This is a genomic window from Achromobacter sp. E1 (assembly GCF_037039475.1).
GTDB lineage: Bacteria > Pseudomonadota > Gammaproteobacteria > Burkholderiales > Burkholderiaceae_B > Achromobacter > Achromobacter mucicolens.
In genome coordinates this window covers 5,450,300-5,476,079 of the sequence record NZ_CP146253.1, presented here as the reverse complement: position 1 = coordinate 5,476,079, position 25,780 = coordinate 5,450,300, and the positions used below count along the sequence as shown (strand labels likewise).

General features: G+C 68.0%; 24 protein-coding genes. 8 read left to right on the top strand and 16 right to left on the bottom strand.

Features of this window, described 5'->3' with window-relative positions:
- Nucleotides 1–70 precede the first annotated feature (70 nt).
- The gene (locus V6V88_RS25235; RefSeq protein ID WP_223573377.1) at nucleotides 71–1,309 is read right to left on the bottom strand and encodes an MFS transporter; all 1,239 of its coding nucleotides are present in this window, start codon (nucleotides 1,307–1,309) and stop codon (nucleotides 71–73) included.
- Nucleotides 1,306–1,851, bottom strand: a complete 546-nt coding sequence (locus V6V88_RS25230) for a GNAT family N-acetyltransferase (protein ID WP_223573375.1) — start codon at nucleotides 1,849–1,851, stop codon at nucleotides 1,306–1,308. The genes V6V88_RS25235 and V6V88_RS25230 overlap by 4 nt, the downstream gene beginning before the upstream one ends.
- 158 nt (nucleotides 1,852–2,009) lie before the next feature.
- Here V6V88_RS25230 and V6V88_RS25225 point away from each other — a divergent pair, with 158 nt between their 5' ends.
- The 6 genes from V6V88_RS25225 to V6V88_RS25200 all read left to right on the top strand — a co-directional run bounded on the left by V6V88_RS25225 (nucleotide 2,010) and on the right by V6V88_RS25200 (nucleotide 8,439).
- On the top strand, nucleotides 2,010–2,909 hold the full coding sequence (locus V6V88_RS25225; protein ID WP_056319797.1) for a LysR family transcriptional regulator: 900 nt from the start codon (nucleotides 2,010–2,012) through the stop codon (nucleotides 2,907–2,909).
- Complete coding sequence (locus tag V6V88_RS25220; RefSeq protein ID WP_062841293.1) at nucleotides 2,906–3,715, top strand: helix-turn-helix transcriptional regulator; 810 nt, start codon at nucleotides 2,906–2,908, stop codon at nucleotides 3,713–3,715. Before V6V88_RS25225 ends, V6V88_RS25220 begins: the two co-directional genes overlap by 4 nt.
- A gap of 106 nt (nucleotides 3,716–3,821) precedes the next feature.
- Nucleotides 3,822–5,690: a dihydroxy-acid dehydratase gene (gene ilvD, locus V6V88_RS25215; protein ID WP_062841292.1), complete on the top strand. Its 1,869-nt coding sequence runs from the start codon at nucleotides 3,822–3,824 to the stop codon at nucleotides 5,688–5,690.
- 229 nt (nucleotides 5,691–5,919) lie between these two features.
- The gene (locus tag V6V88_RS25210; protein WP_062841291.1) at nucleotides 5,920–6,180 is read left to right on the top strand and encodes a helix-turn-helix transcriptional regulator; all 261 of its coding nucleotides are present in this window, start codon (nucleotides 5,920–5,922) and stop codon (nucleotides 6,178–6,180) included.
- A 2-nt stretch (nucleotides 6,181–6,182) separates the two neighbouring features.
- Nucleotides 6,183–7,538 carry a type II toxin-antitoxin system HipA family toxin gene (locus V6V88_RS25205; protein ID WP_338616916.1) on the top strand — a complete coding sequence of 452 codons (1,356 nt, stop codon included), beginning with the start codon at nucleotides 6,183–6,185 and terminating at the stop codon, nucleotides 7,536–7,538.
- 19 nt (nucleotides 7,539–7,557) lie between these two features.
- Nucleotides 7,558–8,439, top strand: a complete 882-nt coding sequence (locus V6V88_RS25200) for a LysR family transcriptional regulator (protein ID WP_062841289.1) — start codon at nucleotides 7,558–7,560, stop codon at nucleotides 8,437–8,439.
- A 346-nt stretch (nucleotides 8,440–8,785) separates the two neighbouring features.
- Here the strand turns inward: V6V88_RS25200 and lpdA are convergent, their stop codons facing one another.
- The 10 genes from lpdA to V6V88_RS25150 form a co-directional block, all read right to left on the bottom strand.
- A complete protein-coding gene (gene lpdA, locus V6V88_RS25195; RefSeq protein ID WP_062841288.1) occupies nucleotides 8,786–10,183 on the bottom strand; it encodes a dihydrolipoyl dehydrogenase in 1,398 nt (465 codons plus the stop codon).
- An 8-nt stretch (nucleotides 10,184–10,191) separates the two neighbouring features.
- Entirely contained in the window at nucleotides 10,192–11,514 is a 1,323-nt protein-coding gene (locus V6V88_RS25190; RefSeq protein WP_338616915.1) for a pyruvate dehydrogenase complex dihydrolipoamide acetyltransferase, read from the bottom strand.
- A gap of 10 nt (nucleotides 11,515–11,524) precedes the next feature.
- On the bottom strand, nucleotides 11,525–12,013 hold the full coding sequence (locus V6V88_RS25185) for a VOC family protein (RefSeq protein WP_338616914.1): 489 nt from the start codon (nucleotides 12,011–12,013) through the stop codon (nucleotides 11,525–11,527).
- On the bottom strand, nucleotides 12,010–14,193 hold the full coding sequence (locus V6V88_RS25180) for a thiamine pyrophosphate-dependent enzyme (protein ID WP_338616913.1): 2,184 nt from the start codon (nucleotides 14,191–14,193) through the stop codon (nucleotides 12,010–12,012). The genes V6V88_RS25185 and V6V88_RS25180 overlap by 4 nt, the downstream gene beginning before the upstream one ends.
- A gap of 39 nt (nucleotides 14,194–14,232) precedes the next feature.
- A complete protein-coding gene (locus V6V88_RS25175; protein WP_338616912.1) occupies nucleotides 14,233–15,021 on the bottom strand; it encodes an SDR family oxidoreductase in 789 nt (262 codons plus the stop codon).
- Between the two features lie 36 nt (nucleotides 15,022–15,057).
- Complete coding sequence (locus V6V88_RS25170) at nucleotides 15,058–15,777, bottom strand: ABC transporter ATP-binding protein (RefSeq protein WP_338616911.1); 720 nt, start codon at nucleotides 15,775–15,777, stop codon at nucleotides 15,058–15,060.
- Nucleotides 15,774–16,526: an ABC transporter ATP-binding protein gene (locus V6V88_RS25165; RefSeq protein WP_338616910.1), complete on the bottom strand. Its 753-nt coding sequence runs from the start codon at nucleotides 16,524–16,526 to the stop codon at nucleotides 15,774–15,776. The genes V6V88_RS25170 and V6V88_RS25165 overlap by 4 nt, the downstream gene beginning before the upstream one ends.
- Nucleotides 16,523–17,803, bottom strand: a complete 1,281-nt coding sequence (locus tag V6V88_RS25160; RefSeq protein WP_338616909.1) for a branched-chain amino acid ABC transporter permease — start codon at nucleotides 17,801–17,803, stop codon at nucleotides 16,523–16,525. Before V6V88_RS25160 ends, V6V88_RS25165 begins: the two co-directional genes overlap by 4 nt.
- Complete coding sequence (locus V6V88_RS25155) at nucleotides 17,800–18,741, bottom strand: branched-chain amino acid ABC transporter permease (protein WP_056320465.1); 942 nt, start codon at nucleotides 18,739–18,741, stop codon at nucleotides 17,800–17,802. The genes V6V88_RS25160 and V6V88_RS25155 overlap by 4 nt, the downstream gene beginning before the upstream one ends.
- A gap of 146 nt (nucleotides 18,742–18,887) precedes the next feature.
- Nucleotides 18,888–20,123, bottom strand: coding sequence for a branched-chain amino acid ABC transporter substrate-binding protein (locus V6V88_RS25150; protein WP_338616908.1), 1,236 nt, complete (start codon nucleotides 20,121–20,123; stop codon nucleotides 18,888–18,890).
- A 493-nt stretch (nucleotides 20,124–20,616) separates the two neighbouring features.
- On the opposite strand from V6V88_RS25150, the gene V6V88_RS25145 reads away from it, so the two are divergent.
- Nucleotides 20,617–21,354: an SDR family NAD(P)-dependent oxidoreductase gene (locus tag V6V88_RS25145; protein ID WP_175234833.1), complete on the top strand. Its 738-nt coding sequence runs from the start codon at nucleotides 20,617–20,619 to the stop codon at nucleotides 21,352–21,354.
- A 150-nt stretch (nucleotides 21,355–21,504) separates the two neighbouring features.
- Nucleotides 21,505–22,251 carry a FadR/GntR family transcriptional regulator gene (locus V6V88_RS25140; RefSeq protein ID WP_062841278.1) on the top strand — a complete coding sequence of 249 codons (747 nt, stop codon included), beginning with the start codon at nucleotides 21,505–21,507 and terminating at the stop codon, nucleotides 22,249–22,251.
- Between the two features lie 19 nt (nucleotides 22,252–22,270).
- Here the strand turns inward: V6V88_RS25140 and V6V88_RS25135 are convergent, their stop codons facing one another.
- The 4 genes from V6V88_RS25135 to cheD form a co-directional block, all read right to left on the bottom strand.
- Nucleotides 22,271–23,608, bottom strand: a complete 1,338-nt coding sequence (locus V6V88_RS25135; RefSeq protein WP_056320475.1) for a flagellar biosynthesis protein FlgA — start codon at nucleotides 23,606–23,608, stop codon at nucleotides 22,271–22,273.
- 81 nt (nucleotides 23,609–23,689) lie between these two features.
- Entirely contained in the window at nucleotides 23,690–24,250 is a 561-nt protein-coding gene (locus V6V88_RS25130) for a 5'-3'-deoxyribonucleotidase (protein WP_062841277.1), read from the bottom strand.
- Nucleotides 24,251–24,286: 36 nt separating this feature from the next.
- Nucleotides 24,287–24,817, bottom strand: coding sequence for an RNA 2',3'-cyclic phosphodiesterase (thpR, locus tag V6V88_RS25125; protein WP_223573357.1), 531 nt, complete (start codon nucleotides 24,815–24,817; stop codon nucleotides 24,287–24,289).
- A gap of 64 nt (nucleotides 24,818–24,881) precedes the next feature.
- On the bottom strand, nucleotides 24,882–25,739 hold the full coding sequence (cheD, locus tag V6V88_RS25120) for a chemoreceptor glutamine deamidase CheD (protein WP_338616907.1): 858 nt from the start codon (nucleotides 25,737–25,739) through the stop codon (nucleotides 24,882–24,884).
- Nucleotides 25,740–25,780 lie beyond the last annotated feature (41 nt).

Here is a 25,780-nt window from a genome sequence, read left to right as displayed (position 1 = left end):
TGCAGAAACGCCCTCCCATCTAGCGCCACCACCTCCTGGGTGTCTGACACCGTCCCAAGAACGCCAGCGCTCAAAAACCATCCCGCGCCGTCGGCACAACGGCAGGTGTGGCGGCCGCCGACACTGCCGCTTCATTCACCCGCCCGATAAACCTCCATCTCAGCATCACCGCTGCCGCAGCAATGACGGCTGCCAGCGCTGCGGACGCCATCATTGCTGCTTTCGCGCCTTGCCACTCGATGACATACGCATACGCAACCGGCGCGGCGGCGGTCAGCAGAAAGCTGGGGATCAGCAACGCTCCAACCAGCGCGCCGTAGCTGCGAAAGTCGAAGAGCGCCAGCGGCAGCGTGCCGCGGGTGATGGTCATGAGGCCGTTGCAGGCGCCGTAGAGCAGGGTGTAGGCGGCGGTGGTGTAGAGGTTGCCGCCGGGTACAAGGGCGAGCAGGAAGCACAGGGGGAGGGCGAGGCCCACTGCCAGGTTGAGGGTCAGGGGATGCAGGCGGGCGCCGACGAGGACGTCGCCGAGGCGGGCGGCGAATTGGCCGATGCCCCATAGGGCGGCGACGCTGACGGCGGCGGCGGTGGCCAGGCCCAGGCCGGTCAGCAGGGAAAAGAGGTGGGCGGCGTTGCCGGCGGCCAGGAAGTTGGTCAGCATCGCCATGACGGCGTACAGGGTGCCGGCCAGGCGGCGTTCGGCGGCGGTGCGGGTCAGGGCGGTGGCGGCCTTGCCGGGGTCGGTGGGGGTGGCGGTGTAGCGGCGGCGGGGCAGGGCCAGGTAGAGGGGGACAGTGGCGAGCGCCAGTGCGGCGTAGCACCAGGCGGCGCCGCGCCAGCCCAGCCATTCGGCAAGAAAGTGGCCGACGGGCCACATGACTGTGGATGCCAGGCCGCCGAAGAGGGTGATCTGGGACATGGGCCGGCGCGCGGCGGGGCCGGCGGCGCGGGCCAGGGCGGCAAAGGCGGCGTCGTACAGGCACAGGCGCATGCCGACGCCCAGCGTGGCCCAGGCCGCGAAGTAGAGGGCGTGGGCGTGCGTGACGGCGAGCAGGGCGCAGCCCAGCGCGGACAGCACGGCGCCGGCGGGCATGACGCGGTGGCCGCCCCATCGGTCCACGGCGGCGCCGGCGGCGGGCGATACCAGGGCCATGACGACGATGGCGGCGGAGAAGCCGCCGTAGATGGTGGCGGCGTTCCAACCCAGGTCGGCGGTCATGGCCGGGCCGAGGGCGCCGATGAGGTAGAAGGTGACGCCCCAGCCGACAAGCTGGGTGAGCCCCAGGCAGATGACGGCGTGGGGGCGGATCATGGGCGTTGCGGGGGCGTGGTGTCGCCGTCGCCCAGGCTGCGCTGCATGAGGACGGTGTCACGCCATTCGCCGTGCTTGTGACCGACGGAGCGGAGGGTACCGACGGGGTGAAAGCCTTGGCTGGCGTGCAGGGCCAGCGAGGCGGCGTTGCGGCTGTCGCCCACGACGGCCAGCATCTGGCGCCAGCCGGCGGCGGTGCAGCGTTCGATCAGGGCGGCGAGCAGCTTGCCGCCGATGCCCAGTCCGGCGCGGCCGGCCTTGACGTAGACGGAGTCCTCGACGGTGTGCCGGTACGCGGGGCGCGGGCGGTAGGGCGTGACGTAGGCGTAGCCGACGACTTCGCCGTTGATCTCGGCCACGAGGTAGGGCATTTCCTTTTCCAAAACGGCGGCGCGGCGCTGGCGCATTTCGGCGATGGAGGGCGGGTCGAGCTCGAACGAGGCGGTGCCGTGCTGCACGTGGTGCGCATAGATGGTCTTGATGGCGGGCAGATCGGCTTCCGCGCTGTCGCGGATGAGGACGGTGGGCGAATGGGGCGACATGGAAATAGCCGGAAATTTAGTGGGCGATCGGGTGCGCAAGCGTGGACGCGCAGATGGACGCGTGGATGGGCAATGAAAACGTCAGTGTGGGCCAAGCGCTTTCATTAATAAAGCTTTGATCTATTATGATTTTCATAAGCACAACTTTGGTGTGAGCCATGCGCGGCTTGAATCTGGACCACCTGCGCACGTTTGCGCAGGTCATCGAACTGGGCAGTTTTTCCGCCGCCGCCGAGCGCGGGGGCGTGACGCAGCCGGCGGTCAGCCTGCAGATCCGGCAGTTGGAGCGGCGCTTCGGCCTGAAGCTGGTCGAGCGCGTGGGGCGGCGCGCGGGGCCGACGGCGGCGGGGCGTGAGCTGCTGGCGCACATCCGCGTGATCGACGGCGCGATTGCGCAGGCCGAGCAGGCAATGAGCGCGCATGCATCGCAGGTGTCGGGGCGGATCCGGCTGGGCACGGGCGCGACGGCGTGCACCTATCTGCTGCCGCCGGTGCTGGCGGATCTGCGCCAGCGGTTTCCGGCGCTGGACGTCGTGGCCAGCACGGGCAACACGGCGGACATGCTGCGCGGGCTGGAGGCCAATACGCTGGATATCGTGCTGATCACGCTGCCCGCGCCGGGCCGCATGTTCCAGGCGACGCCGTTGATGGAGGACGAATTCGTGGCGATCTTTCCGGCGCGCGATGCGGCCGCCATTCCCGAGGCGGTGACGCCGCAGGCGCTGGCGCGGATGCCGCTGGTGCTGTTCGAGCCGGGCGCGCGTACGCGGCGGCTGGTGGACGACTGGTTCGGGGCGGCGGGCGTGGCGGCCAAGCCGATCATGGAACTGGGCAGCACGGAGGCGATGAAGGAGATCGTGGGGGCGGGCCTGGGCTGCGCGGTGTTGCCGCGGCTGGCGGTGTCGGGCGCGGGGCGGCGCGAGGCGCTGGAGGTACGCTCGCTGACGCCGCGCCTGTCGCGCGACCTGGCGATCGTCCTGCGGCGCGACAAGCCGCTCAGCCGCGGGCTGCGGCATCTGCAGGATGCGCTGCTGGCGCTGCGGGGGGATGCGCCATGACGGCGTCCTCCGTGTCGCGCACGCCGGCCGAACTGGATCTCTATCCCTATGAATCGTCGCGCCGTCCGGTGGCGGGGCTGGCCGTGGACTACCCGGACGGGCATCGCGTCAAGCGCCATCGCCATCGGCGCGGACAGCTGGTCTATGCGATCTCGGGCGTGATGGTGGTGGATACGGACGCGGGTATCTGGGTGGTGCCGCCGACGCGCGGCGTGTGGGTGCCGGCGTGGGTGACGCACGGCATCCGCATGAGCGGCGAACCGCGCATGCGCACCGTGTTTGTGGAGCCCGGCGCGGCGGCGCATCTGCCTGCGCAGTGCTGCGTGCTGTCGGTGTCGCCCTTGCTGCGCGAGTTGATGGCCGCCGCCGCCCAGGTGCCGCTGGACTGGGCGCCGGACACGCGCGACGGCCGGCTGATGATGCTGCTGCTGGACGAGCTGCGCCAGGAGCCCGCGCTGCCGCTGCATCTTCCGCAGCCGTCGGAGGCGCGCCTTGCCCGCATCTGCCGGGCCATCGTGCGGCATCCGGAACGTCAGGACGGGGCGGCCGACTGGGCGCGGGCGTTGGGGGTGGATCCCAAGACGGTGCATCGGCTTTTTCTGCGGCATACGGGCATGACGTTCGGCCGCTGGCGCCAGCAGGCGCGGCTGCTGGCGGCGATGGAGCGGCTGGCGCGGGGCGATCGGGTATTGGATGTGGCGCTGGACCTGGGGTACGAAAGCCCCAGCGCGTTCGCGGCCATGTTCCGCAAGGCGCTGGGGGAGTCGCCCAGCGCCTTTGCAGCGCGCAGCGTGGCGTCCGCCTGACGGCCGCGTGTCCGTTTCAGCACGGCCGCGGGGCGGCCGGGGGTGGAACCAGCGTATTATTTACCGTTTTGCCGCCCACGCTAACAGCTACAGCCTGAGACAGATCATGCCGCACTACCGCTCCCGCACTTCGACCCACGGCCGCAACATGGCCGGCGCCCGCGCCTTGTGGCGCGCCACCGGCATGAAGGATGGCGACTTCGGCAAGCCGATCATCGCCGTGGTGAACTCGTTCACGCAGTTCGTCCCCGGCCACGTGCACCTGCGCGACCTGGGCGCGCTGGTGGCCAAGGAAATCGAAGCCGCCGGCGGCGTCGCCAAGGAATTCAACACCATCGCCGTGGACGACGGCATCGCCATGGGTCACGGCGGCATGCTGTATTCGCTGCCGTCGCGCGAACTCATCGCGGACTCGGTGGAATACATGGTCAACGCGCACTGCGCCGACGCCATGGTCTGCATCTCGAACTGCGACAAGATCACCCCGGGGATGCTGATGGCCGCGATGCGCCTGAACATTCCGGTCGTGTTCGTGTCCGGCGGCCCGATGGAAGCGGGCAAGGTCAAGTCGCCCACCGACGGCAAGGTCATTGCCAAGATCGACCTGGTCGACGCCATGATCAAGGCCGCCGATCCCAACGTGTCGGACGCGGAAGTCGCCGAAGTCGAGCGCAGCGCCTGCCCGACCTGCGGCTCCTGTTCCGGCATGTTCACCGCCAACTCGATGAACTGCCTGACCGAAGCCATCGGCCTGGCGCTGCCGGGCAACGGCACCATCGTCGCCACGCACGCCTGGCGCAAGGGGCTGTTCGAACAGGCCGGCCGTCTGGTCGTTGACCTGTGCCGCCGCTACTACGTCGAAGAAGACGAATCCGTCCTGCCGCGCAACATCGCCACCAAGAGCGCGTTCCAGAACGCGATGGCGCTGGACGTGGCGATGGGCGGTTCGACCAACACCGTGCTGCACTTGCTGGCCGCGGCGCAGGAAGCCGGCGTGGACTTCACCATGGCCGATATCGACCGCATCTCGCGCAAGGTGCCGTGCCTGTGCAAGGCGGCGCCCGCCACCGACAAGTACCACATCGAAGACGTGCACCGCGCCGGCGGCATCCTGGGCATCCTGGGTGAACTGGCGCGCGCCGATCTGCTGGACCTGTCCTGCGGCAACGTGCACAGCGGCACGCTGGGCAACGCCATCCAGCAATGGGACGTGGCCGGCAACGCCAGCGAAGAAGCCAAAAAGTTCTACCGCGCGGCGCCCGGCGGCATCCCGACCACGGTCGCTTTCAGCCAGGACGCCACGTTCCTGACGCTGGACACCGACCGCAAGACGGGCTGCATCCGCAGCAAGGAAAGCGCCTATTCCAAGGACGGCGGCCTGGCCGTGCTGTACGGCAACCTGGCGGAAAAGGGTTGCATCGTGAAGACGGCCGGCGTGGACGAGTCGCAATGGGCCTTCACGGGCCGCGCGCGCGTCTTTGAAAGCCAGGACGACGCCGTTGAAGGCATCCTGGGCGACAAAGTCGTCGCGGGCGACGTGGTGGTGATCCGCTACGAAGGCCCCAAGGGCGGCCCCGGCATGCAGGAAATGCTTTATCCCACCTCCTACCTGAAGTCCAAGGGCCTGGGCAAGACCTGCGCACTCTTTACCGACGGCCGCTTCTCGGGCGGCTCGTCCGGTCTGGTGATCGGCCACGCCTCGCCGGAAGCGGCCGAAGGCGGCACCATCGGCCTGGTCGAAGAAGGCGACACGATCGAGATCGACATCCCCAACCGCAAGATCCACCTGGCCGTGTCCGACGACGAACTGGCCCGCCGCCGCGCGGCAATGGACGCGCGCGCCGACGGCTGGGAGCCGGTGGGCCGCGAACGCGTGGTGTCGCAGGCGCTGCAGGCCTACGCCGCTCTGGCCACGTCGGCCGATCGTGGTGCGGTGCGCGATCTGTCGCAGCTCAAGCTCAAGGGCAAGCGGTGACCGGTTGATGACCGGTTGCTGAAAAAGGCGGCGCTTCGGGCGCCGCTTTTTATTGCGCCGTGAGGCACGACGCGTATTAGTAGACGCTGCCCAGCAATGTTTGAAATACAAAATTCAAGCTGTATTTCCGAAAAACAGTTTAAAGGCTGTTTTTCGGAAATACAGCTTAAGTTGCGTATTTAGAATTTACAACCTAGAATCTGTAAACCTTCATCTGCGCGAGTTTGGCATGTCCGACTTCACCGTCCACACGGCGGACCAGCTCCCCGCTTTGCTGCGGGCATTCCGCAAGCAGGCCGGCATGACCCAGGCTGCGGCGGCGCTACGTCTGGGCGTGACGCAGCAGACGCTGTCGGCGTTCGAGCGCAATGCGGACAAGCTCGGCGCCGACCGGTTGCTGGAAATTCTCGGCATCCTGGGCGTGGACGTCGTGTTGCGGCAGCGCACGGCGCCGTCCGCGACCGAGTCATCGACCACACCGGATTGGTAACCATGGGCCGACGATCCCACCACCGCGCCCTGGATCTCTGGATGAACGGGGATTTTGTGGGCGTCTGGAGCGTCCAGCCCCAGACCGGAGAGATGCTCCACTACGACGAGACGTGGATCGCCTCCGAACGGGGCCGGCCACTGTCGTTGTCACTTCCATTCACGCCGGGCAACCCGCCGCATCGCGGCGAAGCCGTGCGTAATTACTTCGACAATCTGCTGCCCGACAGCCAGAACATGCGCGAGCGCGTCGCGCGGCGGTTTCAGACGGGATCCACCGATGCGTTCTCGTTGCTGGCTGAAATTGGCCGGGATTGCGTCGGCGCGGTGCAGGTCATGCCCCACGGCCAGGCGCCTGAGCATGTGACGCGGGTTGACGCCACGGCCCTCAGCGACGCGCAAGTAGCCCAGGCGCTGCGCACGACCCTGACGCCGGGGCCGTGGGCGGGTCGCAATGTGGATGACGATGACGAATTTCGCATCTCGATCGCCGGCGCACAGGAAAAGACGGCCATGCTGTGGTTCGATGGCCGCTGGTGCAGGCCTCACGGCGCCACGCCAACCACGCATATCTTCAAGATGCCGCTTGGCCTCGTTGGAAACTTGAAGTTCGACATGAGCGACTCGGTAGAGAACGAGTGGCTATGTTCCGAGATCCTCCACGCTTATGGAATGCCGGTGGCCCGCACCCGGCCTTTGATGTTCGAGGATATGAAGGTGCTCGCGGTCGAGCGCTTCGACCGCATGTGGTGGCGCAATGACGACGGCAAGCGCTGGCTGATCCGGCGGCCGCAGGAAGACATGTGCCAGGCGACGGCCACGCCGCCGCATCTGAAGTACGAATCCGATGGCGGGCCGGGCGTACGCACCATCATGAAGCTGCTGGCCACTTCGCGCGAGCCCGATGTTGATCGGCGCACGTTTTTTCAGGCGCAGGTCTTGTTCTGGATGTTGCGCGCCACGGACGGCCACGCAAAGAACTTCAGCATTTTTATGCGTCCGGGCGGCGCATACGCACTGACGCCGCTGTACGACGTGCTGTCTGCTTATCCCGTTATCGGGACCGGCGCCAATCAGCTTTCGCCCTTCAAGGCGCGCATGGCCATGGCAGTGCGCACCAGGAATCCCCACTGGATCATGCGCGATATCCTGCGGCGTCATTGGCTCGCGATGGGGGCGGAACACGGTGTGGTGGCGCCTGACGGCCGGGGCGTGGAGGCGGTGGTCGACGACTTGGTCTCACGCACGCCGGAAGTCGTGCGCCTGGTGCGCGACTTACTGTCACCCGCATTTCCGGACCACGTGGCCACTCCCATCCTGAATGGCCTGCAGGCCGCGGCAGACAGACTAGCGGGTTAGCCAGAAGGAGTCCGCACCCATGTCCCTGAACTCCGAAGCCTTGCGCCTCTTCCTCGGCGTGGTCGACGCCGGTTCCCTCAGCGCCGCCGCCGAAATGCTGGGCCAGACGGCGTCGGGCGTCAGCCGCGGTCTGCAGCGGCTGGAAGAAGACCTGGGCGTCACGCTGCTGAACCGCACCACACGCCGCATGGAGCTGACCGAGGAAGGCCGGCATTTCCTGCCCAAGGCGCGCCAGATCGTGGCCGCCTTGGAAGAGGCCGAGGAGTGCATGCGCATGGTGCACCAGCGGCCGGCCGGGCGATTGCGTGTGGATGCGTCGGTGCCGGTGATGCTGCATTGCGTGGTGCCGCACGTGGCCGAGTTCCGGCGCGCGTATCCGGAGATATCGCTGGAATTGACCAGCAACGACCGCATCGTGGACCTGATGGAGCATCGCACCGATGTCGCGCTGCGCATGGGGCCGCTGACCGATTCGACGCTGCACGCCCGCGCGCTACGGCCGTCGCCGCGCTGGATGATGGCTAGTCCCGACTACATCGCCCGCCGTGGCGCGCCGTGTACGGTGGAGGATCTGGCGGACCACGAATTGCTGGGCTTTACCCAGCCGGAAAGCCTGAACCTCTGGCCGCTGCGCCATGCGGGCGGTTCAAGCTTTCAGGCGACGCCGACGCTGTCGACTTCCAGCGGCGAAACGCAGCGGCAATTGGCGCTGCGCGGCGTTGGCATCGCCTGCCTGTCGGACTTCGTCGTGCGCGAAGACATCGCGGCCGGGCGGCTGGTGAAGGTGCTGGAAAGCGAATACACCGATTACCTGCAACCGATGCACGCGGTGTACCACCGCAATACGCAGCTATCGCGGCGCATTGCGTGCTTCCTGGACTTTTACGCGGGCCGGATTTGATGCGCGCAGGTGTCTGACACCCTGGATGCGCGCAGGTGTCTGACACCCTGCGGACGTGCTCTCGGCATGTCGCCTGTCTCACGAGGGTGTCAGACACCGACATTGGCTACGCGTGCAATGCCCGGCCCAATTCCGCCGGCACCGATTCGGCGCAGGTGTCTGACACCCTGCGGACGTGCTCTGGGCATGTCGCCTGTCTCACGAGGGTGTCAGACACCGACATTGGCTACGCGTGCAATGCCCGGTCCAATTCCGCCGGCACAGATTGGGCGCAGGTGTCTGACACCCTGCGGACGGGCTCTGGGCATGTCGCCTGTCTCACGAGGGTGTCAGACACCGCCATTGGCTACGCGTGCAATGCCCTTCCAAATGCCGCCAGCACCGATTCGTGCAGCGTTTCCGATAGCGTCGGATGCGCGAACACGGTGTGCATCAGGTCTTCCTCGGTGGCTTCCAACGATGCGGCTACGCCATAGCCCGTGATCAGCTCGGACGCCTCGGGGTGGATGATGTGCGCGCCCAGCAGTTCTCCCGATTTGGCGTCGAAGACTGTCTTGACGAGTCCCTGGTCCTCGCCCATCGCAATCGCCTTGCCGTTGCCGGCGAAGGTGAATTTGCCCACGCGAATGTCGCCGCCGTGCCGGGTGGCGTGTTCGCGCGCGCGGGCTTCGGTCATGCCGATGCTGGCGACCTGCGGGTAGGAGTAGGTGCAGGCGGGAATGCGCAGCGGGTCGATGGCGTGCACGGGCAGGCCGGCGATGGCTTCCACGCACAGCACGGCTTCGTGGCTGGCCTTGTGGGCAAGCCACGGCGCGCCGGCCACGTCGCCGATCGCGTAGACGCCCGGCTCGCCGGTGCGGCACAGGCCGTCGGTGACGATGTGCGTCTTTTCGACTTTGACGCGCGTCTTTTCCAGGCCAAGATTCTCGACGTTGCCGACGATGCCGGCGGCGACGATGACGCGGTCGAACGTCTGTTCGATCTTTTTGCCGTCGTGCTCCAGCGTGACCTTGACGCCGTCGGCGGTGGTAGACGAGGCCGTCACCGCGCAGCGGGTCAGGACGCGGATACCTTGCTTCTCGAAGGCCTTGCGCGCCAATTGCGAAATTTCGGCGTCTTCCTGCGGCAGGATCTCCGGCGTCATGTCGATCAGCGTGACCTCGGCGCCCACCGCGCGATAGAAGCTGGCGAACTCGGCGCCGATGGCGCCTGCGCCCACCACCAGCAGCGATGCCGGGATCGCGTCGGCAACCAGTGCCTGCCGGTAGGCCCAGATGCGTTCGCCCACGGGCAGCGCCGGCAACTCGCGGGCGCGCGCGCCGGTGGCCAGGATGATGTGCTTGGCCGACAGCGTGGCGCCGTTGTCCAGCGCCAGCTTGCCGGACCCGGCAAGCCGGGCGCTGGCGGCAAACACCGTCACCCCGTTCTTCTTCATCAGGTGCGCGACACCCTGGCCCAGCCGGCCGGCGACCTTGCGCGACCGGGCGACCATGGCGGCCAGATCGGGACGGGCCTCGCCCGCGCCCGTCACGCCGTAATGCGCGGCCTCGCGGCAGGCGCGCAGCACGGCGGCGCTGTGCAGCAGGGCTTTCGTGGGAATGCAGCCCCAGTTCAGGCAGATGCCGCCCAGTTCGGCGCGCTCGACCAGCGCGACCGACATGCCCAACTGCGCGCCGCGGATCGCGGCGACGTAGCCGCCCGGGCCGCCGCCCACCACCACCAGGTCAAAACTCGTATTCGTCATGGCGGGGCTCACAGCAGGATGCGCACGGGGTTTTCGATCAGGGTGCGGAATGCCGCGAGCCAGCGTGCGCCGACCGCGCCGTCCACGACGCGGTGGTCCGCCGATAGCGTCACTGTCATCACGGTGGCGGCGGCCAGTTGACCCTCGGCGTCGACCACCGGGCGGCGTTCGGCCGCGCCCACGGCCAGGATGGCGGCCTGCGGCGGGTTGATGATGGCGGCGAACTGGCTGATGCCGTACATGCCCAGGTTGCTGACGGTCAGCGAGCCGCCCGTGAACTCGTCGGGCTTCAGGCGGTTGACCTTGGCGCGCGCGGCCAGCTCGGCGATCTCGCCCGAGATGGCGGACAGCGGCTTGACGTCGGCATCGCGCACGATGGGCGTCACCAGGCCGCCGTCGGTGGCCACCGCCACCGAGACGTCGGCGCCGGCGTGGTACTCGATGTCATCGTCGTGCCAGGACGCGTTGACCTCCGGCACCTCGCGCAGCGCCAGCGCGGCGGCGCGCACGATGAAGTCATTGACCGACAGCTTGACCGCACCGCCGTGATTGGCCTGCGCGCGCAGCGCCAGCAGCGCGTCCATGCGGCAGTCGACCGTCAGGTAGAAGTGCGGCACGTGCTGCTTGCTTTCGGTGAGGCGGCGCGCGATGGCGCGGCGCATGCCGGTGTGGGGCACGCGGCGCGCGGCCGCCCGGCCAGCCAGCGGCGCGGCAGCGGTGGCAGCGGCCGGCGCACGGTCGCGCGCCGCTTCCACGTCCCGCCGCACGATGCGGCCATGCGGGCCGGTGCCGGTTACGCCCAGCAGGTCGACGTGCCACTGCGCGGCAAGGCGCCGGGCGACGGGGCTGGCGAAGAGGCGGCCGCCGGGGACGGACGCGGTCGCGGATGCGGATGGGGAATGCGCGGCGGACGCGGGCGCGTTGCCGGCTTGTTGCGAGGCAGAGGCAGAGGCAGCGCCAGCGGATGCCGAGGCAGCCGACGCTCCGGGAGCCGACGCTCCGGGAGCCGACGCGCCAGCAGCCGACCCGGCAGCCACCGCCGCACCACCGTGCTCGGCCAACGCACGATCGATCGCCGCCGCATCTTCGCCATCCGCGACCAGCACGCCGATCACGGTGTTGATGGGCACCGAGGCCGGCCCGGCCTGCACGACGATGCGGCCCAGCACGCCTGCCTGTTCGGCGTTGATCTCGACGATCGCCTTTTCGGTTTCGACTTCCGCCAGCGCCTCGCCCACGGCGACGCGATCGCCTTCCTGCTTGAGCCACTGGTGCAGCACGCCGCCGGAGGCGTCGGCGGCAACGGAGGGGAGCTTGATAAGGTATGCCACGATGTTGTTCCTATTCAGCGGCGCCGGCCAGGTCGGGCCGGTACGCGGCGGGGTCGTCGTATTCGACGAGTTCGAGCACATTGCCTTCGGGGTCGCGGAAGAAGGCGAGCCACGTGCCCGGGCGCACTTCCATGGGCGCGGGCGCGCTGTCAAAGACCACGCCCTTCGATTGCAGGTCGCTCACCACGCCACGCAGGTCGCGCACGATGAAGGTCAGGTAGGCGGCGCCCTGGCGGTCCAGAATGGCCTTGCCGCGCACGGCCGGTTCGGGCGCCACGGCCGGCTGCAGCAGCTTGATGCGCTCGCCGTAAGGCGTCTGCAGACGCGCCACGTCGTAGCCGTGCGGCGTGAGCCCCGTGGCCTGCGCCTTGCCGGCCGGCACGGTCACACGGTTCACCAGCGTCAGGCCCATCACATCGGTGTAGAACGCGGCCAGCGCATCCAGGTCCGCGCAGCAGATGCCGACTTCCATCGGCACGGTCATGTGCAGGGCAGTCATGGCTTTTCCCCCAGGTCGGCCAGCACGTCGGCCAGGCCTGCCACCACTTCATCGGTATCGGCGAATGCCGCGCGCTCCAGCACCTTGGAGATGCTGGGCGAGGCCTCGCCGCCCGTGACGCGCTTGACCGGCTGGTCCAGCCAGTCGAAGTAGCGGCGCTGGATCTCGTCGGCCAGCATGGCGCCGTAGGACGTGCCGCGCGCGCCTTGTTCCACGATCAGCACGTTGTTGGTCTTCTGGATGCTGGCGCCGATGGTGTCCCAGTCCAGGCTGGCGCGGTCCAGCGTGCGCAGGTCGATGACTTCCGCATCCACGCCGGCTGCTTCGGCCGCCGCCAGCGCGCGGCTGACCATGGACAGGTACGTCAGGATGGTGACCTTGCCACCCTCGCGCCGCACTTGCGCGCGGCCGAACGGAATGGCGTAGTCCAGGTCATTCTCGGGAACCTCGCCCGAAGACGCGTACAGATCGACGTGCTCGATGACCAGCACCGGGTCCTTGGAGGCCAGCGCCGTGTTCATCAGGCCGACGTAATCGTGCGGCGTGGACGGGGCGACGATGCGCCAGCCGGGCGCGGTGGCGAAGATGCCGGCCGGGTCCATCGAATGCTGCGAGCCGTAGCCCGTGCCCATCGCGACCTTGGTGCGCAGCACGAAGGGCACGTCGATGTCGCCGCCGAACATGTGGCGCGCCTTGCCGATCTGGTTGAAGATCTGGTCGGCCGCGACCCACATGAAGTCCGGGTACATGAATTCCACGACGGGCTTGTAGCGGCCATCCATCGCCAGCCCGCCGCCCAGTCCTGCAAAGGCGTTTTCGGAAATGGGCGTGCCCAGCACTCGGTCCGGATACTTGTCCTTCAGGCCGCGCGTGGCGCCGTTGGTGCCGCCCTTCAGGCGGTGCACGTCTTCGCCCAGCACCACGACGCCGGGGTCGGTTTCCATGCGGCGGTCCAGTACGTCGGCCACCGCATCGACGAACTTGCGGGTCACGGTGGGGCCGGTGTGGTCCGCCGCCTCCTGGTAGCGCAGGCCGGCCAGTTCCGAGCCATCGCTGCGCAGGCCCACGTCGCGGAAATCCGGGCTGGGCCACAGGTCGGCGCGCACGCGGCGCTTGCCGCCGTCAGCCGCTTCAGTCAGGCGGCCGGACACTTCCTTCATCACGTCCTTGCAGCGCTGGCGCAGCGCGTCCACCTCCGCCTGCGTGACTAGCTTGCGGCCGATCATCTCGGCCGCGATGCGGTCCAGCGGATCGCGCAGGCGCCATTGCGCCTCTTCGTCCTTGGTGCGATAGCCGAAGGCGCTGCCGGGGAAGGGGCCGTTCTGGTGGAAGAACCGGTAGACGTCCACCTCGACGATGGTGGGACCCTTGCCCGCGCGCATGTGCGCCACGGCTTCCGACATGGCCAGGTGCACGGCCAGCGGGTCCATGCCGTCGACCTTCCACGCGGGAATGTTGAAGGCCAGGCCGCGCGCGGACAGGCGCGGCTCGGCGGTGGACTCTTCCACGGTCGTGGACACGGCGTAGCGGTTGTTCTCGATGAAAAAGCACAGCGGCGTCTTCCACGCGGCGGTCAGGTTCATTGTTTCGAGCACCGAGCCGATGTTCACCGCGCCGTCGCCGAAGTACGTCACGGCCACGCGATCCGTGCCCGCGTGCTTGTGCGCCCAGGCCGCGCCGGCGGCCAGCGGCACGCCGCCGCCGACGATCGCGTTGGTGCCCAGCGCGCCCGCTTCCAGCCAGCGCAGGTGCATGCTGCCCCCACGGCCGCGGCAGTAGCCGTTTGCCAATCCCATGATCTCGGCCAGCGTCTTGTGCAGGACCTCATCGATGGCGGGCGTGAGCGGGTTGCGCGGATCCAGTCCCTGCGGCGCCACGTGCTGCAGCGCTTTGGCCAGGAACTGGTGGTGGCCGCGGTGCGAGCCGTTGATCTGGTCGCCGGCGCCCAGGGCCAGCACCGAGCCGACGGCGCCGCCTTCCTGCCCGACCGACGAGTGCGCGGGGCCGTGCACCAGGCCTTCGGCGGCCAGTTCCAGCACGGCTTCCTCGAAAGCGCGGATCCAGTGCAGTTGGGTCAGCATCGTGCCGAGCAGCGCGGGGTCCGCCTGCTGCCAGTCCGAGGCCTGGGCCGTCAGTTGCCGCCAGGGCGCCTGGGGCTCGAGCGGTTGGTAGGTGGCCATGAGTGAATCTCCAGTGTGTTTTTTTAAGCGTCGGGGCAATCAGAGGTAGCTGTAGCGGCTCCAGCCGCCGTCTGCCACCAGGGTGTGTCCGGCGATGTAGGCGGCCTGGCGCGAGGCCAGGAAAACCGCCAGGTCGGCCATTTCGGCCGGCTGCGCCATGCGGCGCAGGGGCGTGCGTTGCTTCAGGCGTTCGGGGTCCAGCCGGCCGCGCGCGGCCAGGTCGCGCACCAGGTCGGTTTCGACGTAGCCGGGCGCCAGCGCGTTGACGCGCACGCCCGCCGGGCCCCATTCGACAGCCAGCGTCTCGGTCAGCAGCACCACCGCGCCCTTGGTGGCGCAGTAGGCGGCGCGGTCGGGGGCGGCCACCACGCCGTACATGGAGGCCAGGTTGATGATGCTGCCCGAGCCGGCGGGCACCATGCGCCGGCCTGCGGCCTGCGCGCACAGGAAGACGCCCGTCAGGTTGATGTCGACGGCCCGGCGCCATTCGTCCACGGTGACCTCCAGCGTGGGCTTGTTGGCCGAGATGCCGGCGTTGTTGACCAGCACGTCGATGCCGCCCCAGGTGTCCGCAACCTGCGCAAAGGCGCGCTCGACGGCGTCGGCATCCGTAACGGACGCCTGTACCGCCATGGCCTGCGCGCCGTCGGCGGCCAGGGCCGCGACGGCGGCGTCCAGCGCGCCGGCATCCATGTCCAGCAGCGCGACGCGCGCGCCCTGGCGTGCAAAGGCCTGCGCCGTGCTGTAGCCGATGCCCTTCGCGCCGCCGGTGATGACGACCGCCTGGCCGCGCAACTCGGCATGAATGACTTCAGTGGTGTTGTCCACGATGTGTGCCTGTGTAAGGTGAGTACGTAAGGCGGCTCAGACCGCCAGCCATTCCTGGACGACGTCCTGGCGCTCATGCAGCTGCGCGGGCGGTCCTTCGAACACGATGCGGCCGTGGCCCATGACGCTGACGCGGGTGGACACCTTCAGCGCGATCGTCAGTTTCTGTTCGACCAGCACGACGGACACGCCCTGCTTGTGGATATCCCGGATGACGTCGGCGATCACCTCGACGATCTTGGGCGCCAGCCCTTCGGTGGGCTCGTCGATCAGGATGACCTTCGGGTTGCCCAGCAGCGAGCGGCACATGGTCAGCATCTGTTGTTCGCCGCCCGACAGGTTGCCGGCGCGGGTATTGCTGCGTTCCCTCAGGCGCGGGAAGTAGTCGAACATCTGCGCCACGGTCCAGTACGGCGCATCGTCGCGCCGGGGCTGCTCGCCCATGCGCAGGTTCTCGTCCACCGTCAGGTTGGCGAACACCTCGCGCTCCTCGGGCACGAAGGCCAGGCCCGCGCGGGCGATCTCGAAGGGACGCTTGTTGGTGATGTCGCGGCCTTCCATCGCGATCTGGCCGCCGGTCACGTCCACCAGGCCCATGATGCTTTTCATGGTGGTGGAGCGGCCCGCGCCGTTGCGGCCCAGCAGGCTGACGACTTCGCCGCGCCCGATCGACAGGTCGATGCCGTGCAGGATGTGGCTCTTGCCGTAATGGGCATGCACGCCCTGCAGCGACAAGAGAGGGGATTGCGTCGTCATACCTTTTCCTCTCCCAGGTAGGCCTCGCGCACGCGGGCATCGCCGCGAATTTCGGCGGGCGTGCCGGTGGCCAGGATTTCGCCGTAGACCAGCACGCTGATGCGGTCGGCCAGCGAGAACACCACCTGCATGTCGTGCTCGACGATCAGCAGGGTGCAGTCGCGCGTCACGTCCTTGATGAGTTCGACCGTGTAGTCGACCTCGTGCTGCGACATGCCCGCCATGGGCTCGTCCAGCAGGATCACCTTGGGCCGCGACGCCAGCGTCATGCCGATTTCCAGCGAGCGCTGCTCGGAATAGTTCAGGTCGCCGGCCGCCGTGTTCTGGCGCGCCGTCAGCCGCACTTTCTCCAGCAGGCGGTCCACGTCCTCGTTGACGGCGCGGTTGCGTGCGATGGGCCGCCAGAAGTTGTAGACCAGGCCGTGCATGCGCAGCACCGCCAGGCGCAGGTTTTCGCGCACCGGCAGGCGCGGGAACACGTTGGTGATCTGGAACGAACGCGCCAGGCCGAGCCGGTTGATGGCTTCGGGCGCCAGGCCGCCAATCGGGCGCGAGCGCAGGCTGATGTCGCCTGACGTGGGCGCGAACGAGCCCGACATCAGGTGAAACAGCGTGGACTTGCCCGCGCCGTTCGGGCCGATGACGGCGTGGCGTTCGCCGGCTTCGACCGCCAGGTTCACGCCGCGGATGATCTGCGCTTCACCAAAGGATTTGCGCACGTCGGTCAGGGTCAGGATCTCGTGGCTCATTGGGCGGGCTCCAGCAGGGGGGCGGCTTCGCCCGTGTCGCGCCACAGGGCCAGCGCCCAGCGGCAGGCGGCAAGGCCCGCGGCAAACAGCACCAGCGGCACCAGCCAGGTCGACAGCGCAAGCGGCGCCCACTCCTGGCCGAACAGCGGGATGGCGGGCCAGCCGGCCTCGGGGTTCATGGCCAGGAGCGCGCGGTAATCGCGCGCAAACATGCGTTGCAGCAGTTCCACGGTGAAGACGGTGGCGCCGGTGAGCAGCAGCCCCCCGGCCACCGAGACCGCGGCGCGCGGCAGCCAGTTGGCCAGCCCGCGCTCGCGCAGCGACTTGGCCGCGCGCTGCACCAGGCCCACCAGGCCGTCCGGCACGAACAGCATCACCAGCACGAAGAGAATGCCCTGGTACAACAGCCACGACCGCGTGATGTCGGCCAGCGTCTGCGACAGGAAGGTCAGGATGGAGGCGCCCAGCACCGGTCCCAGGAACGCATTGACGCCGCCGATGTAGGCGAACAGCACCGCGTCGGTGGACAGCTTGACCTCGAACAGCACGTAGTTGCCGGCTTCGATGTTCAGCGCCTGCAAGCCGCCCGCGATGCCGGCAAACATGGCCGACAGTGCGAACACCATGGTCTTGAGCGCGTGCGGGCGGTAGCCCAGGTAGCGCAGACGGTTGGCGTTTTCGCGCAGGCCCAGCGTCAGCCGGCCTAGCGGCGTGCGCGTCAGGCCATACAGCGCGGCCAGCGACACCAGCACCCACGCCAGCACCAGGTAGTACACCTCGATGTCCGAGCCGAAGGTAAAGCCCCATGCCGGCATGCGCATCGCGGACACGCCCGCCTCGCCGCCGAAGACGCTTTTCAGGTGCGGCGCCAGCGCGTGCAGCAGCTCGGCCAGCGCCAGCGTGATCATCGAAAAATACACGCCCGATCGCATGGTGGCGAACCAGCCGGCGACCAGGCCGAACAGCAGCCCGGCCACGCCGCCCACCAGCGGCATCAGCGGCGTGGGCAATAGGCCCGCGCCGCCCAGTGCATTCATCGCGTGGATGGTGGCGAAGGTGCCAACGCCGAAGTAGGCGGCATGACCAAAGGACAGCATGCCGCCCTGGCCGGCCAGCAGGTTGAAGGCGCAGGCGAACAGCGCGGCGATCAGCATCTGCACGGCCGCCACGAGCTGCCCGGCAGGCAGCAGCCACGGCAGCGCGCACAGCGCGGCCACGCACAGGATCAACAGCAGCGCGCCCGTGGCGCGGCGGGTGGAAGTGGCGGTATGGCTCATGCCTGCTCTCCCTTCAGTCCCGACGGCTTGACCAGCAGCACCACCAGCATCAACAGGAACGGCAGCGTTGCGGCCAGGCTGGAGATCTTCACCGTCATCAGCCCGCCCACGCTTTCGGCCCACTCACGCGCGCCGAACAGACCAAATAGCGTCGCCAGGCTGGCGTCGATGCCGACCGAGAACGAGCTGATCAGGCCGATCAGCAGCGACGCGATCATCGCGCCTTCCAGCGAGCCCAGGCCGCCCACCACGACCACCACGAACACCAGCACGCCCAGTTCCAGCGCCATGTTCGGGTTGGTGGTGTAGAAGGCGCCCGCGACCGCGCCGGCCAGGCCCGCCATCGCCGCGCCCACGCCGAACACGCTCATGAAGACCAGCGGCACGTTGTGGCCCAGCGCCTCGGCCATGCGCGGCCGGTAGATGGCCGAGCGCACCACGATGCCGACGCGGGTGCGCGACAAGAGCAGGTAGATCACGGCGAACATCGCCAGCGACACGCCGCCCATCAGCAGGCGGTAGAACGGATAGTCCGCGTCGAACACGCGGAATGCCGCGAAGTTCAGGAACGGCGGCACGCGGTAGTCGACAGGAAAGTCGCCGTAGAACAGCTTGATCAGCTCGGCGACGATGAACGCCAGCCCGAAGGTGACCAGCAGTTCCTGCGCGTGGCCGAACTTGTGCACGCGGCGCAGGAAGAAGCGTTCGACGCCCATGCCCAGCACGCCCGCGATGATCGTGGCCAGCACCAGCGCCGTCCAGAAGCCCGTGACGGGCGTGAGGGTGTAGGCGGCATACGCGCCGATCATATAGAACGATGCGTGCGCGAAGTTCAGCACACCCATCATCCCGAAAATCAGTGTCAGGCCTGCCGACACCATGAATAGCAGCAGGCCGTAGATCACGCCGTTCAACAGCGAGACGGTAAAGTATTCCATGTCCGCTCCAGTATTCTTGCGCGGGACGCCAGGCGTCCCGCGAGCGATTGCGCACGTTGTTTTTGCCCGGCCCGCGCCGGGAGTGCGCTTGTCATGTGCCGGCGGCGGCCCGCGCGCAGTTCAGCGCACAGCCCGCCGCGCGGGCATCACTTCGGACGTTGCATCTTGCAGGTGCCCTGCACCGGCGCGGACACGTCCGCCGCGGCCAGCACCTTCACCGGTTCGAAGCCCATGTCGGTGCCGTCGGCCTTGTACTTGGCGTTCTTGCCCACCTTGGACACCACCATCGGCAACTGCACCTGATGGTCGTCGGCGCGCATGGTGTATTCGCCCAACGCCGACTTGTAGGTGACCTTCTCCAGCGCCAGCGCCAGTTCGGGCACCGGCAGCTTGCCGTCCTGCGGCTTGACCTGCTTCAAGGCCTCGCCCAGGAAGCGCACGCCGATCACGGTCTGCGGCTCGGTGTAGCTGGGGTAGTGGCCGGTCTTGGACTTGTAGTCCTCTGCGAACGCCGCGCCTTCCTCGCCCGCGGCCTCGATGTTGTACGGGTGCGCGATGTAATGGCCCAGCGCGACCTCGCCGGCGTTGGCCAGGTTGCCGACCTGGTCCAGGAACACCGTGGCAAACCGCACCTTCAGGCCAGCGGCCTGCGTGGCCTTCATGAGCAGCAGCAGGTCGTTGGACCAGTTGCCGGTGACCACGGTGTCGGGCGTGGCCGAGCGGATGCGCGCGACATAGGGCGCGAAGTCCTGGATCTTGTTGACCTCGTGCAGCGTCTTGCCCACGACCTCGTAGCCGTACTCCTTGGCAAAGCGCTCGGTCGCGCCTTCCATGTCCTGGCCCCACGAGTAGTTCTGGTTGATCGCGTACACGCGCTTGCCCAGCGTGCCGTCGGCGGACATGACGGATGCCAGCGCCTTCACGCGCAGGTCGGCGTTGGTGGTGAAGCGGAAGTGGTAGAAGTGGCACTTCTGTCCGGTCAGCTCCAGCGCTTCGCCGCCCACGTTCAGGAATACGATCTCCTTGCCCGGGTTGCGAAGGTTGTGCTTGCGCACGTCTTCGGTGAGCTGGCCCGAAATGGCCGAGGACGACCCCTGCACCAGCACCTGCACGCCCTCGGCGGCTGCGGCACGGAAACGGTCCGAGGCGCCCACGGGGCCACCCTGGTTGTCGAACTCCACCAGCTCCAGCGGCTGGCCGTTCCAGCCGCCAGCGGCGTTGATGCGGTCCAGCTCGTATTTGACGGCGGCGCGGAACATCAGGCCGGTCGAGGCCTGCGGGCCCGACAGCGTTTCGATCAGGCCGATCTTGACGGGTGCGGCGTGGGCGGTGGCGGCGAGTCCGGCCAGGCACAGCAGACCGGTGGTGAAAGCCAATTTCATGCGTGTCTCCTCCGTGGAACGGGAGTGTGTTGATTTGCGTGGGTCAGGCAGGTGCGCACGCCGCATCGCCCGCGCGCCGCGAGGGCGGGCAGGCGATGTGGCGCGAAGATGAGGCAATGGCGCCGGCCGTGGACGCGCGGGGCGCCGGGGCGAGGCGCCGGCCGGGCAGGGCATGAAGCCGCCGGGGCGTCTGAAAGTGCGCCGTCGGACGTGCCGAGGGCGCGGATGCGGTCATGCTGCCGGTGAAGTTCACCTGGTTGTCCCCTGCCTGTTTATGCGGCGTGACGCCGTGTTTTTCTGACTGACTTGCCTGAAAGCGGCAGTTGATTTACGCTTTGGCGAACAAGTTGTCAGGCAACTTTATTAAGTTGTCCGATAAATCATAGGGCAAGCGTTTTTCTCGTGTCAAGCAACCGATTCAGGCGTTCAATCTGAATTCGAGCCGCTGCCGCGAAAGCGACGCGGGCCGCCAAAAACAGCTTCAGGAGACAGGATGATTTCGTTCGAGGGGCAGGTTGCCGCCATCACCGGCGCGGGCAATGGCATCGGCTTGGCCACGGCGCGCCTCATGGCCGCGCATGGCGCGCGGCTGGTGCTGACCGACATCGACAACGCGCGGCTGCAGGAAGTGGCGGCCGAGCTCGATCCCAGCGGGCAGCGCGTCTACACGCACGCGCTGGACGTATCGGTGCCGCACGATTGCGAACGGGTGTTCGAGGCAGCGGCCCGGCACTTTGGCGGGCTTGACCATCTGGTCCACTGCGCGGGCATCTACCCCGAGCAGCTCGTCAAGGACACCAGCGACGAGTCCTGGCGCACGCTGATGCGCGTGAACCTGGACGGCACGTTCTACGTGTGCCGCGCCGCCCAGCGCCATCTGCGCCATGACGGTTCGATCGTCCTCCTGACGTCGCTGGCGGCGCAGCGCGGCAGCTACGCGCACGCCGCCTACGCCGCGTCCAAGGGCGCGGTGCAAAGCTTCACCCGCAGCCTGGCGCTGGAGCTGGCCCCGCAGATCCGCGTGAACGCGGTGGCGCCCGGCATCATCGCCACCTCCATGACGCACGACCTGATCGGGCAGAAGGGCGCGCAGCTGCTGGAAAGCACGCCGCTGCGCCGCTTTGGCACGGCCGAGGAAATCGCCGGGACCATCGCCTTCCTGTGTTCGCCGCTGGCAGCCTTCGTGACGGGCGAGGTCATGCAGGTCAATGGCGGGATCTATATCGCGTAAAGTGCCAGAACGCGGCGCGCCGGGAAAAACCGGCAAACCTATAATTTCCAGGGCGCTGCCGCGAACCAGCCTGTCGGGACCACCACGCGAGACATTCCTATAACCATGGCCGACGCGCCCGCGCGCCGCCCTCACGTTCGAACGATCCACATGCAGCCAAGTCAAGAACCCGATCCGGCGCGCGCCGCGCCCCGCAGCTCGCTATCGGCGGCGGTGGCGGACGCCCTGGCCGACCAGATACGCCAAGGCGTGCTGGCCCCCGGCGATCGCCTGCCGACCGAAAAGCAGCTGACCGAGATGCACTCGGTCAGCCGCGCGGTCGTGCGCGAGGCCCTGGCCCGTCTCAAGTCCGAAGGGCTGGTCACGTCGCAGCAGGGCAGCGGCGTGTTCGTCGACCCGAATTTCCAGAAGAACGCATTTCGCATCGCCGCGCCCACGCCGGGCGACAACCAGGACCTGGAGCACATCCTGGAACTGATGCTGTCCATTGAAGTCACGGCGGCGCGCTACGCGGCGCAGCGGCGCACCGAGCCCGACCTGAAGAAGATGCGGCAGGCGCTGGTGGGCATGGAGTACGCGCTCATCAACGACAAGCTGGGCGACGAGGAAGACTATCAATTCCACCAGGCCATCGTGCAGGCCACGCACAACCCGCACCTGGTGGCGCTGAACGACTACCTGGAAGCGAATGTGCGCCGCGTCATCCGCAGCGCGCGCAACAACACGGCGCGCAGGTATGCCGAGCGCATGGCCGCCGTGCAGAGCGAGCATCAGGCCATCTTTGCCGCCATTGAAGCCGGCGACTCCGACGCCGCGGGCCGCGCCGCCGAAGAGCACCTGCGCAACGCGGCGGACCGGCTGCGGTTGTTCCAGGCGGAGCGCCCCGCGCCCGTGTGACCGCGGTGCCGGGCCGCGCCTACGCGAAGGTCTGCTCCATCTCGCGGCGGAACTGCACCGCCGTCGAGCGTTCGTCGTATTCCACGTCGCGCCAGCGGATCGCCTGCGACTGGCGCACGGGGTTCTTCAGCTTGACCTTGTTCGACAAGCCCAGCGGCAGATAGCCTTCCTCGACCGAATCGGGGGCAGGCATCAGGCGCCCGTACACCGTGTAGCCGCCTTCGCCGTCCAGGATCTGGCCGGCCTGCAAGTCGCGCTTGGCGGTGGCCACGACGTCGCCGTGCCAGCCCGCGGGCGCACCGGTGGGCTCGCGCCGCAGGCCCACGCTGGCCACGCTGATGCCCAGTTCCAGGCCGATCAGGTGGTAGGGCTTGTACATGGCGGTGAAGTTGCCGCTGGGATCGGTGACCAGGCCATATTCCTGAAAGCAGCGCCGCACGTAGTCGCTGTCGGCCGCAAGCGTGACATACACGCCCCAGCGCAGATCCCGGAACACCGGCCGTCCGTCGCGTTCCAGCGACGAGATCACCTCGACCTGGCCGCGATGATGCAGCATGCCGCCGTCCTCGCGGGGACGCAGCACGCGCGCCAGATCATCCACGCCGCAAGGCGGAAAGTGCAGGCCCGAGGGCGACGGCAAAAGACCCGTGGCATTGGAGACGGCCGCCATCTCGATGGCGCTCTTGGTGCCGTCCAGAAAGCTGTTGAACATCTGCGCGTTGAAGTCGCCCGCCGCCACCATTTCGGCGGTGAAGCCGTAATACGGCCAGACGGTGTCGGGGGTGGACGTGTGGAATTCGGGCAGATACTTGGTGCCCTTGCCCGCGGCCATGACCTCGAAGCCGCTGGCGCGCGCCCAGTCCACCATTTCGCAGATCAGGGCGGGCTGGTCGCCGTAGGCCAGCGAATAGACGATGCCCGCTTCGCGCGCGCGGCGCGCCAGCAGCGGCCCGGCCAGCGCGTCGGCCTCCACGTTGACCATGATGATGTGCTTGCCGTATTCGCAGCAGGTGAGCACGTGCGTGATGCCGGCGGCGGCCTGGCCGGTCGCGTCGATGACGATGTCGACGTCGGGGCTGGCGATGACGGTGCGCGCATCGTCGCAGAAATAGACCTTGCCGTTCTTGTAAGCGTCATTGATGCTGCTGGCGTTGAGCGCGCCGGCCGGCCAGCCGACACGGGTCAGCGCGGCGCGGGCCCGGTCGGGCACCAGATCCGCCACCGCCACCAGGCGGATGCCCGGCGTGCGCGGGGCCTGGCTCATGAACATGGCGCCGAACTTTCCGGCGCCCAATAATGCGACTCGCAGAGGCTTGTGGTCGGCTTCTCGCTGCTTGAGCAGGCGGTACAGATTCATGGCGCGGGCTCCTCCCGGGTGGGGCGTACGACTCCACAGGATAGTCCCAAACGATGACGCCTGAACAGGATTCAGCCGGAGTCAGGCGTCTGCCGTATAGAGCTCGCCGGCCAGCACGTTGCGCCAGTTCTGCCAGTTGATGCGCGGGCGGTCCGTCACCTCGCGGTTGTAGGGCGCATCGAACAGAATGTGCTTCCAGCGCGGCCGCGCGGCGCCTTCGATATGCGGCTTGTCGTCGATCAGCAGATGGCCCTGCACCAGCGTCTTGTCCTTGGTCAGGATCAGCCGGTTGGTGGCCTCGCGGCCCAGGTTCTTTTCCACCCACAGGTATTTCTCGGCGACGCAGTTTTCAAACTGGGACAGCGGCGACGAGCAGATCCGCACGTCCATTCCCAGCGCCAGCAACTCCTTGAAGGCCTCCAGAGCGCCCGGGACCGGCGGCAGGTTGCGGATGAAGCCCGGCGCCGTGTAGATGGCCTCGGCCATCCCGCGTAGTTCGGGGGCGTAGTCCTCGCGGATGTAGAAGGACTTGCGGTTCTCGAACGCCACGGGCGCGACGTCAGGGTGGCGCGCGCGCCAGGCGTCGATGAAGGCGTGTTCAAAATCGGCCAGCACGCCGTCTTGATCCAGCAGGATGATCATGGGGGTCCCAGGTATTGGCAACCGTACGATTGTGCCCTAGCCGCCGAGCGGCCGGGATTGCGCGACGATGCGGTAGCGGCTGCCGCCGGTCAGCGACTCGGACGCGACCAGCACCATGCGGTCGTAATGCCAGGCCAGCGGCGCGGGCGCGTCGTCTGGCGGCTCGGCCTGCGTGATGTTGCGCAGCAGCGTGACGTGCGGGCGAAAAGGCTGGGTGGGCGGGGTGAGGCCGTAGCCGGACAGCCACCGCCAGAGATCGTCGTGGGCTTGCTGCAGGCCGAAAGGCGTTTCGGATGGGCCCGCCCACAGGATGCGCTGGCGGCTGAACACCCCATAGCGTTCCAGCGGCACGTCGCCCGGCGCCAGCCTGCGTTCGGGCGTGGCGGCGGCCAGTTCATCGGCCAGGGCGCTGTCGACCGGCCCCAGGAATGCCAGCGTCAGATGCAGCGTCTCGGTGCGCATGGCGCGTCCGCCGCATGTCAGCCTGGCCTGCTCTGCCCAACCGGCAAGAGACGCCGCCAGCGAAGGGGACGGCCATAGCGCGTAGAAGAGGCGGAGGGTGGACATGCGCAGATTGTAGGACGCCCAACCGCTATTGCACGCTGCCGCCCTGCGCGGCGGGCCGGCCGGGTTACGGCTTGGGGCGCCGGGTCAGTCCGGTATCAAAGCGCTCGACGCCGGGGCGCGCCGCGCTGGGTCGGGCCGCTTGGGCGGGGGCGGCGTCGGCCGCAGCGGGCCGGTCAAAGCGCTCGACGCCAGGCCGGGCAGGGCGGTCAAAGCGCTCCACGCCGGGGCGGGCAGCAGGACGGTCGAAACGCTCGACGCCGGGACGATCCAGCCGTTCCACGCCTGGACGGTCGAAACGTTCGACGCCCGGCCGCGCAAAGCGCTCGACCCGTTGCGGCGTGGCGGTCTTGGCCGCCGCGCTTTGCGCGGCTTCCTGTTCGCGCTTGGCGATGATCTCTTCTGCGCGCTGGTGGTGCGGCGCCATCTTGCGCACCATCACCCGGCCGTCGCGCGGGAAGTAATTGATGCGGCGCGCGTGCACGTCGCCCAGATCCTGCGCCTTGACGGGGATGCCTTCGGTCTTCAGGTAGTTCAGGACGAATTGGCCGTTGCGCTCGCCGATGTTCATCTGCTGCATGGCTGCCAGCACCGCGCCGCCGCCGAACACCTTGGCTTCCAGGCGGTCGCGCGAGGCGCCGGCCTTGAGCAGTTCGTTGATCAGCACTTCCATCGCAAAGGCGCCATAGCGCATGGTGGCCGACGCGGGGGACTGCATGTCGCCCTCGGGCAGCATGAAGTGGTTCATGCCGCCCACGCCCGTCACCGGGTCGTGGATGCACGCCGCCACACAGGACCCCAGCACGGTCGAGATCATCATGTTCTCGTTGGTGACGTAGTACTCGTTGGGGAGCACTTTCACTGCCTGAGATTGGAACGCGCTGTCGTAGTAGTGACGTGTTGCGCGGGCTTCAAGAGCGGCCATGGGACGGATATCTGGGCAAAAACGGCGATTGAGACACTGAA

Excerpts from the sequence above, each read along its gene's own strand:
- V6V88_RS25235 (WP_223573377.1), bottom strand. The coding sequence starts at position 1,309 with ATGATCCGCCCCCACGCCGTCATCTGCCTGGGGCTCACCCAGCTTGTC.
- V6V88_RS25230 (WP_223573375.1), bottom strand. The coding sequence starts at position 1,851 with ATGTCGCCCCATTCGCCCACCGTCCTCATCCGCGACAGCGCGGAAGCC.
- V6V88_RS25225 (WP_056319797.1), top strand. The coding sequence starts at position 2,010 with ATGCGCGGCTTGAATCTGGACCACCTGCGCACGTTTGCGCAGGTCATC.
- V6V88_RS25220 (WP_062841293.1), top strand. The coding sequence starts at position 2,906 with ATGACGGCGTCCTCCGTGTCGCGCACGCCGGCCGAACTGGATCTCTAT.
- ilvD (WP_062841292.1), top strand. The coding sequence starts at position 3,822 with ATGCCGCACTACCGCTCCCGCACTTCGACCCACGGCCGCAACATGGCC.
- V6V88_RS25210 (WP_062841291.1), top strand. The coding sequence starts at position 5,920 with ATGTCCGACTTCACCGTCCACACGGCGGACCAGCTCCCCGCTTTGCTG.
- V6V88_RS25205 (WP_338616916.1), top strand. The coding sequence starts at position 6,183 with ATGGGCCGACGATCCCACCACCGCGCCCTGGATCTCTGGATGAACGGG.
- V6V88_RS25200 (WP_062841289.1), top strand. The coding sequence starts at position 7,558 with ATGTCCCTGAACTCCGAAGCCTTGCGCCTCTTCCTCGGCGTGGTCGAC.
- lpdA (WP_062841288.1), bottom strand. The coding sequence starts at position 10,183 with ATGACGAATACGAGTTTTGACCTGGTGGTGGTGGGCGGCGGCCCGGGC.
- V6V88_RS25185 (WP_338616914.1), bottom strand. The coding sequence starts at position 12,013 with ATGACTGCCCTGCACATGACCGTGCCGATGGAAGTCGGCATCTGCTGC.
- V6V88_RS25180 (WP_338616913.1), bottom strand. The coding sequence starts at position 14,193 with ATGGCCACCTACCAACCGCTCGAGCCCCAGGCGCCCTGGCGGCAACTG.
- V6V88_RS25170 (WP_338616911.1), bottom strand. The coding sequence starts at position 15,777 with ATGACGACGCAATCCCCTCTCTTGTCGCTGCAGGGCGTGCATGCCCAT.
- V6V88_RS25165 (WP_338616910.1), bottom strand. The coding sequence starts at position 16,526 with ATGAGCCACGAGATCCTGACCCTGACCGACGTGCGCAAATCCTTTGGT.
- V6V88_RS25160 (WP_338616909.1), bottom strand. The coding sequence starts at position 17,803 with ATGAGCCATACCGCCACTTCCACCCGCCGCGCCACGGGCGCGCTGCTG.
- V6V88_RS25155 (WP_056320465.1), bottom strand. The coding sequence starts at position 18,741 with ATGGAATACTTTACCGTCTCGCTGTTGAACGGCGTGATCTACGGCCTG.
- V6V88_RS25150 (WP_338616908.1), bottom strand. The coding sequence starts at position 20,123 with ATGAAATTGGCTTTCACCACCGGTCTGCTGTGCCTGGCCGGACTCGCC.
- V6V88_RS25145 (WP_175234833.1), top strand. The coding sequence starts at position 20,617 with ATGATTTCGTTCGAGGGGCAGGTTGCCGCCATCACCGGCGCGGGCAAT.
- V6V88_RS25140 (WP_062841278.1), top strand. The coding sequence starts at position 21,505 with ATGCAGCCAAGTCAAGAACCCGATCCGGCGCGCGCCGCGCCCCGCAGC.
- V6V88_RS25135 (WP_056320475.1), bottom strand. The coding sequence starts at position 23,608 with ATGAATCTGTACCGCCTGCTCAAGCAGCGAGAAGCCGACCACAAGCCT.
- V6V88_RS25130 (WP_062841277.1), bottom strand. The coding sequence starts at position 24,250 with ATGATCATCCTGCTGGATCAAGACGGCGTGCTGGCCGATTTTGAACAC.
- thpR (WP_223573357.1), bottom strand. The coding sequence starts at position 24,817 with ATGTCCACCCTCCGCCTCTTCTACGCGCTATGGCCGTCCCCTTCGCTG.
- cheD (WP_338616907.1), bottom strand. The coding sequence starts at position 25,739 with ATGGCCGCTCTTGAAGCCCGCGCAACACGTCACTACTACGACAGCGCG.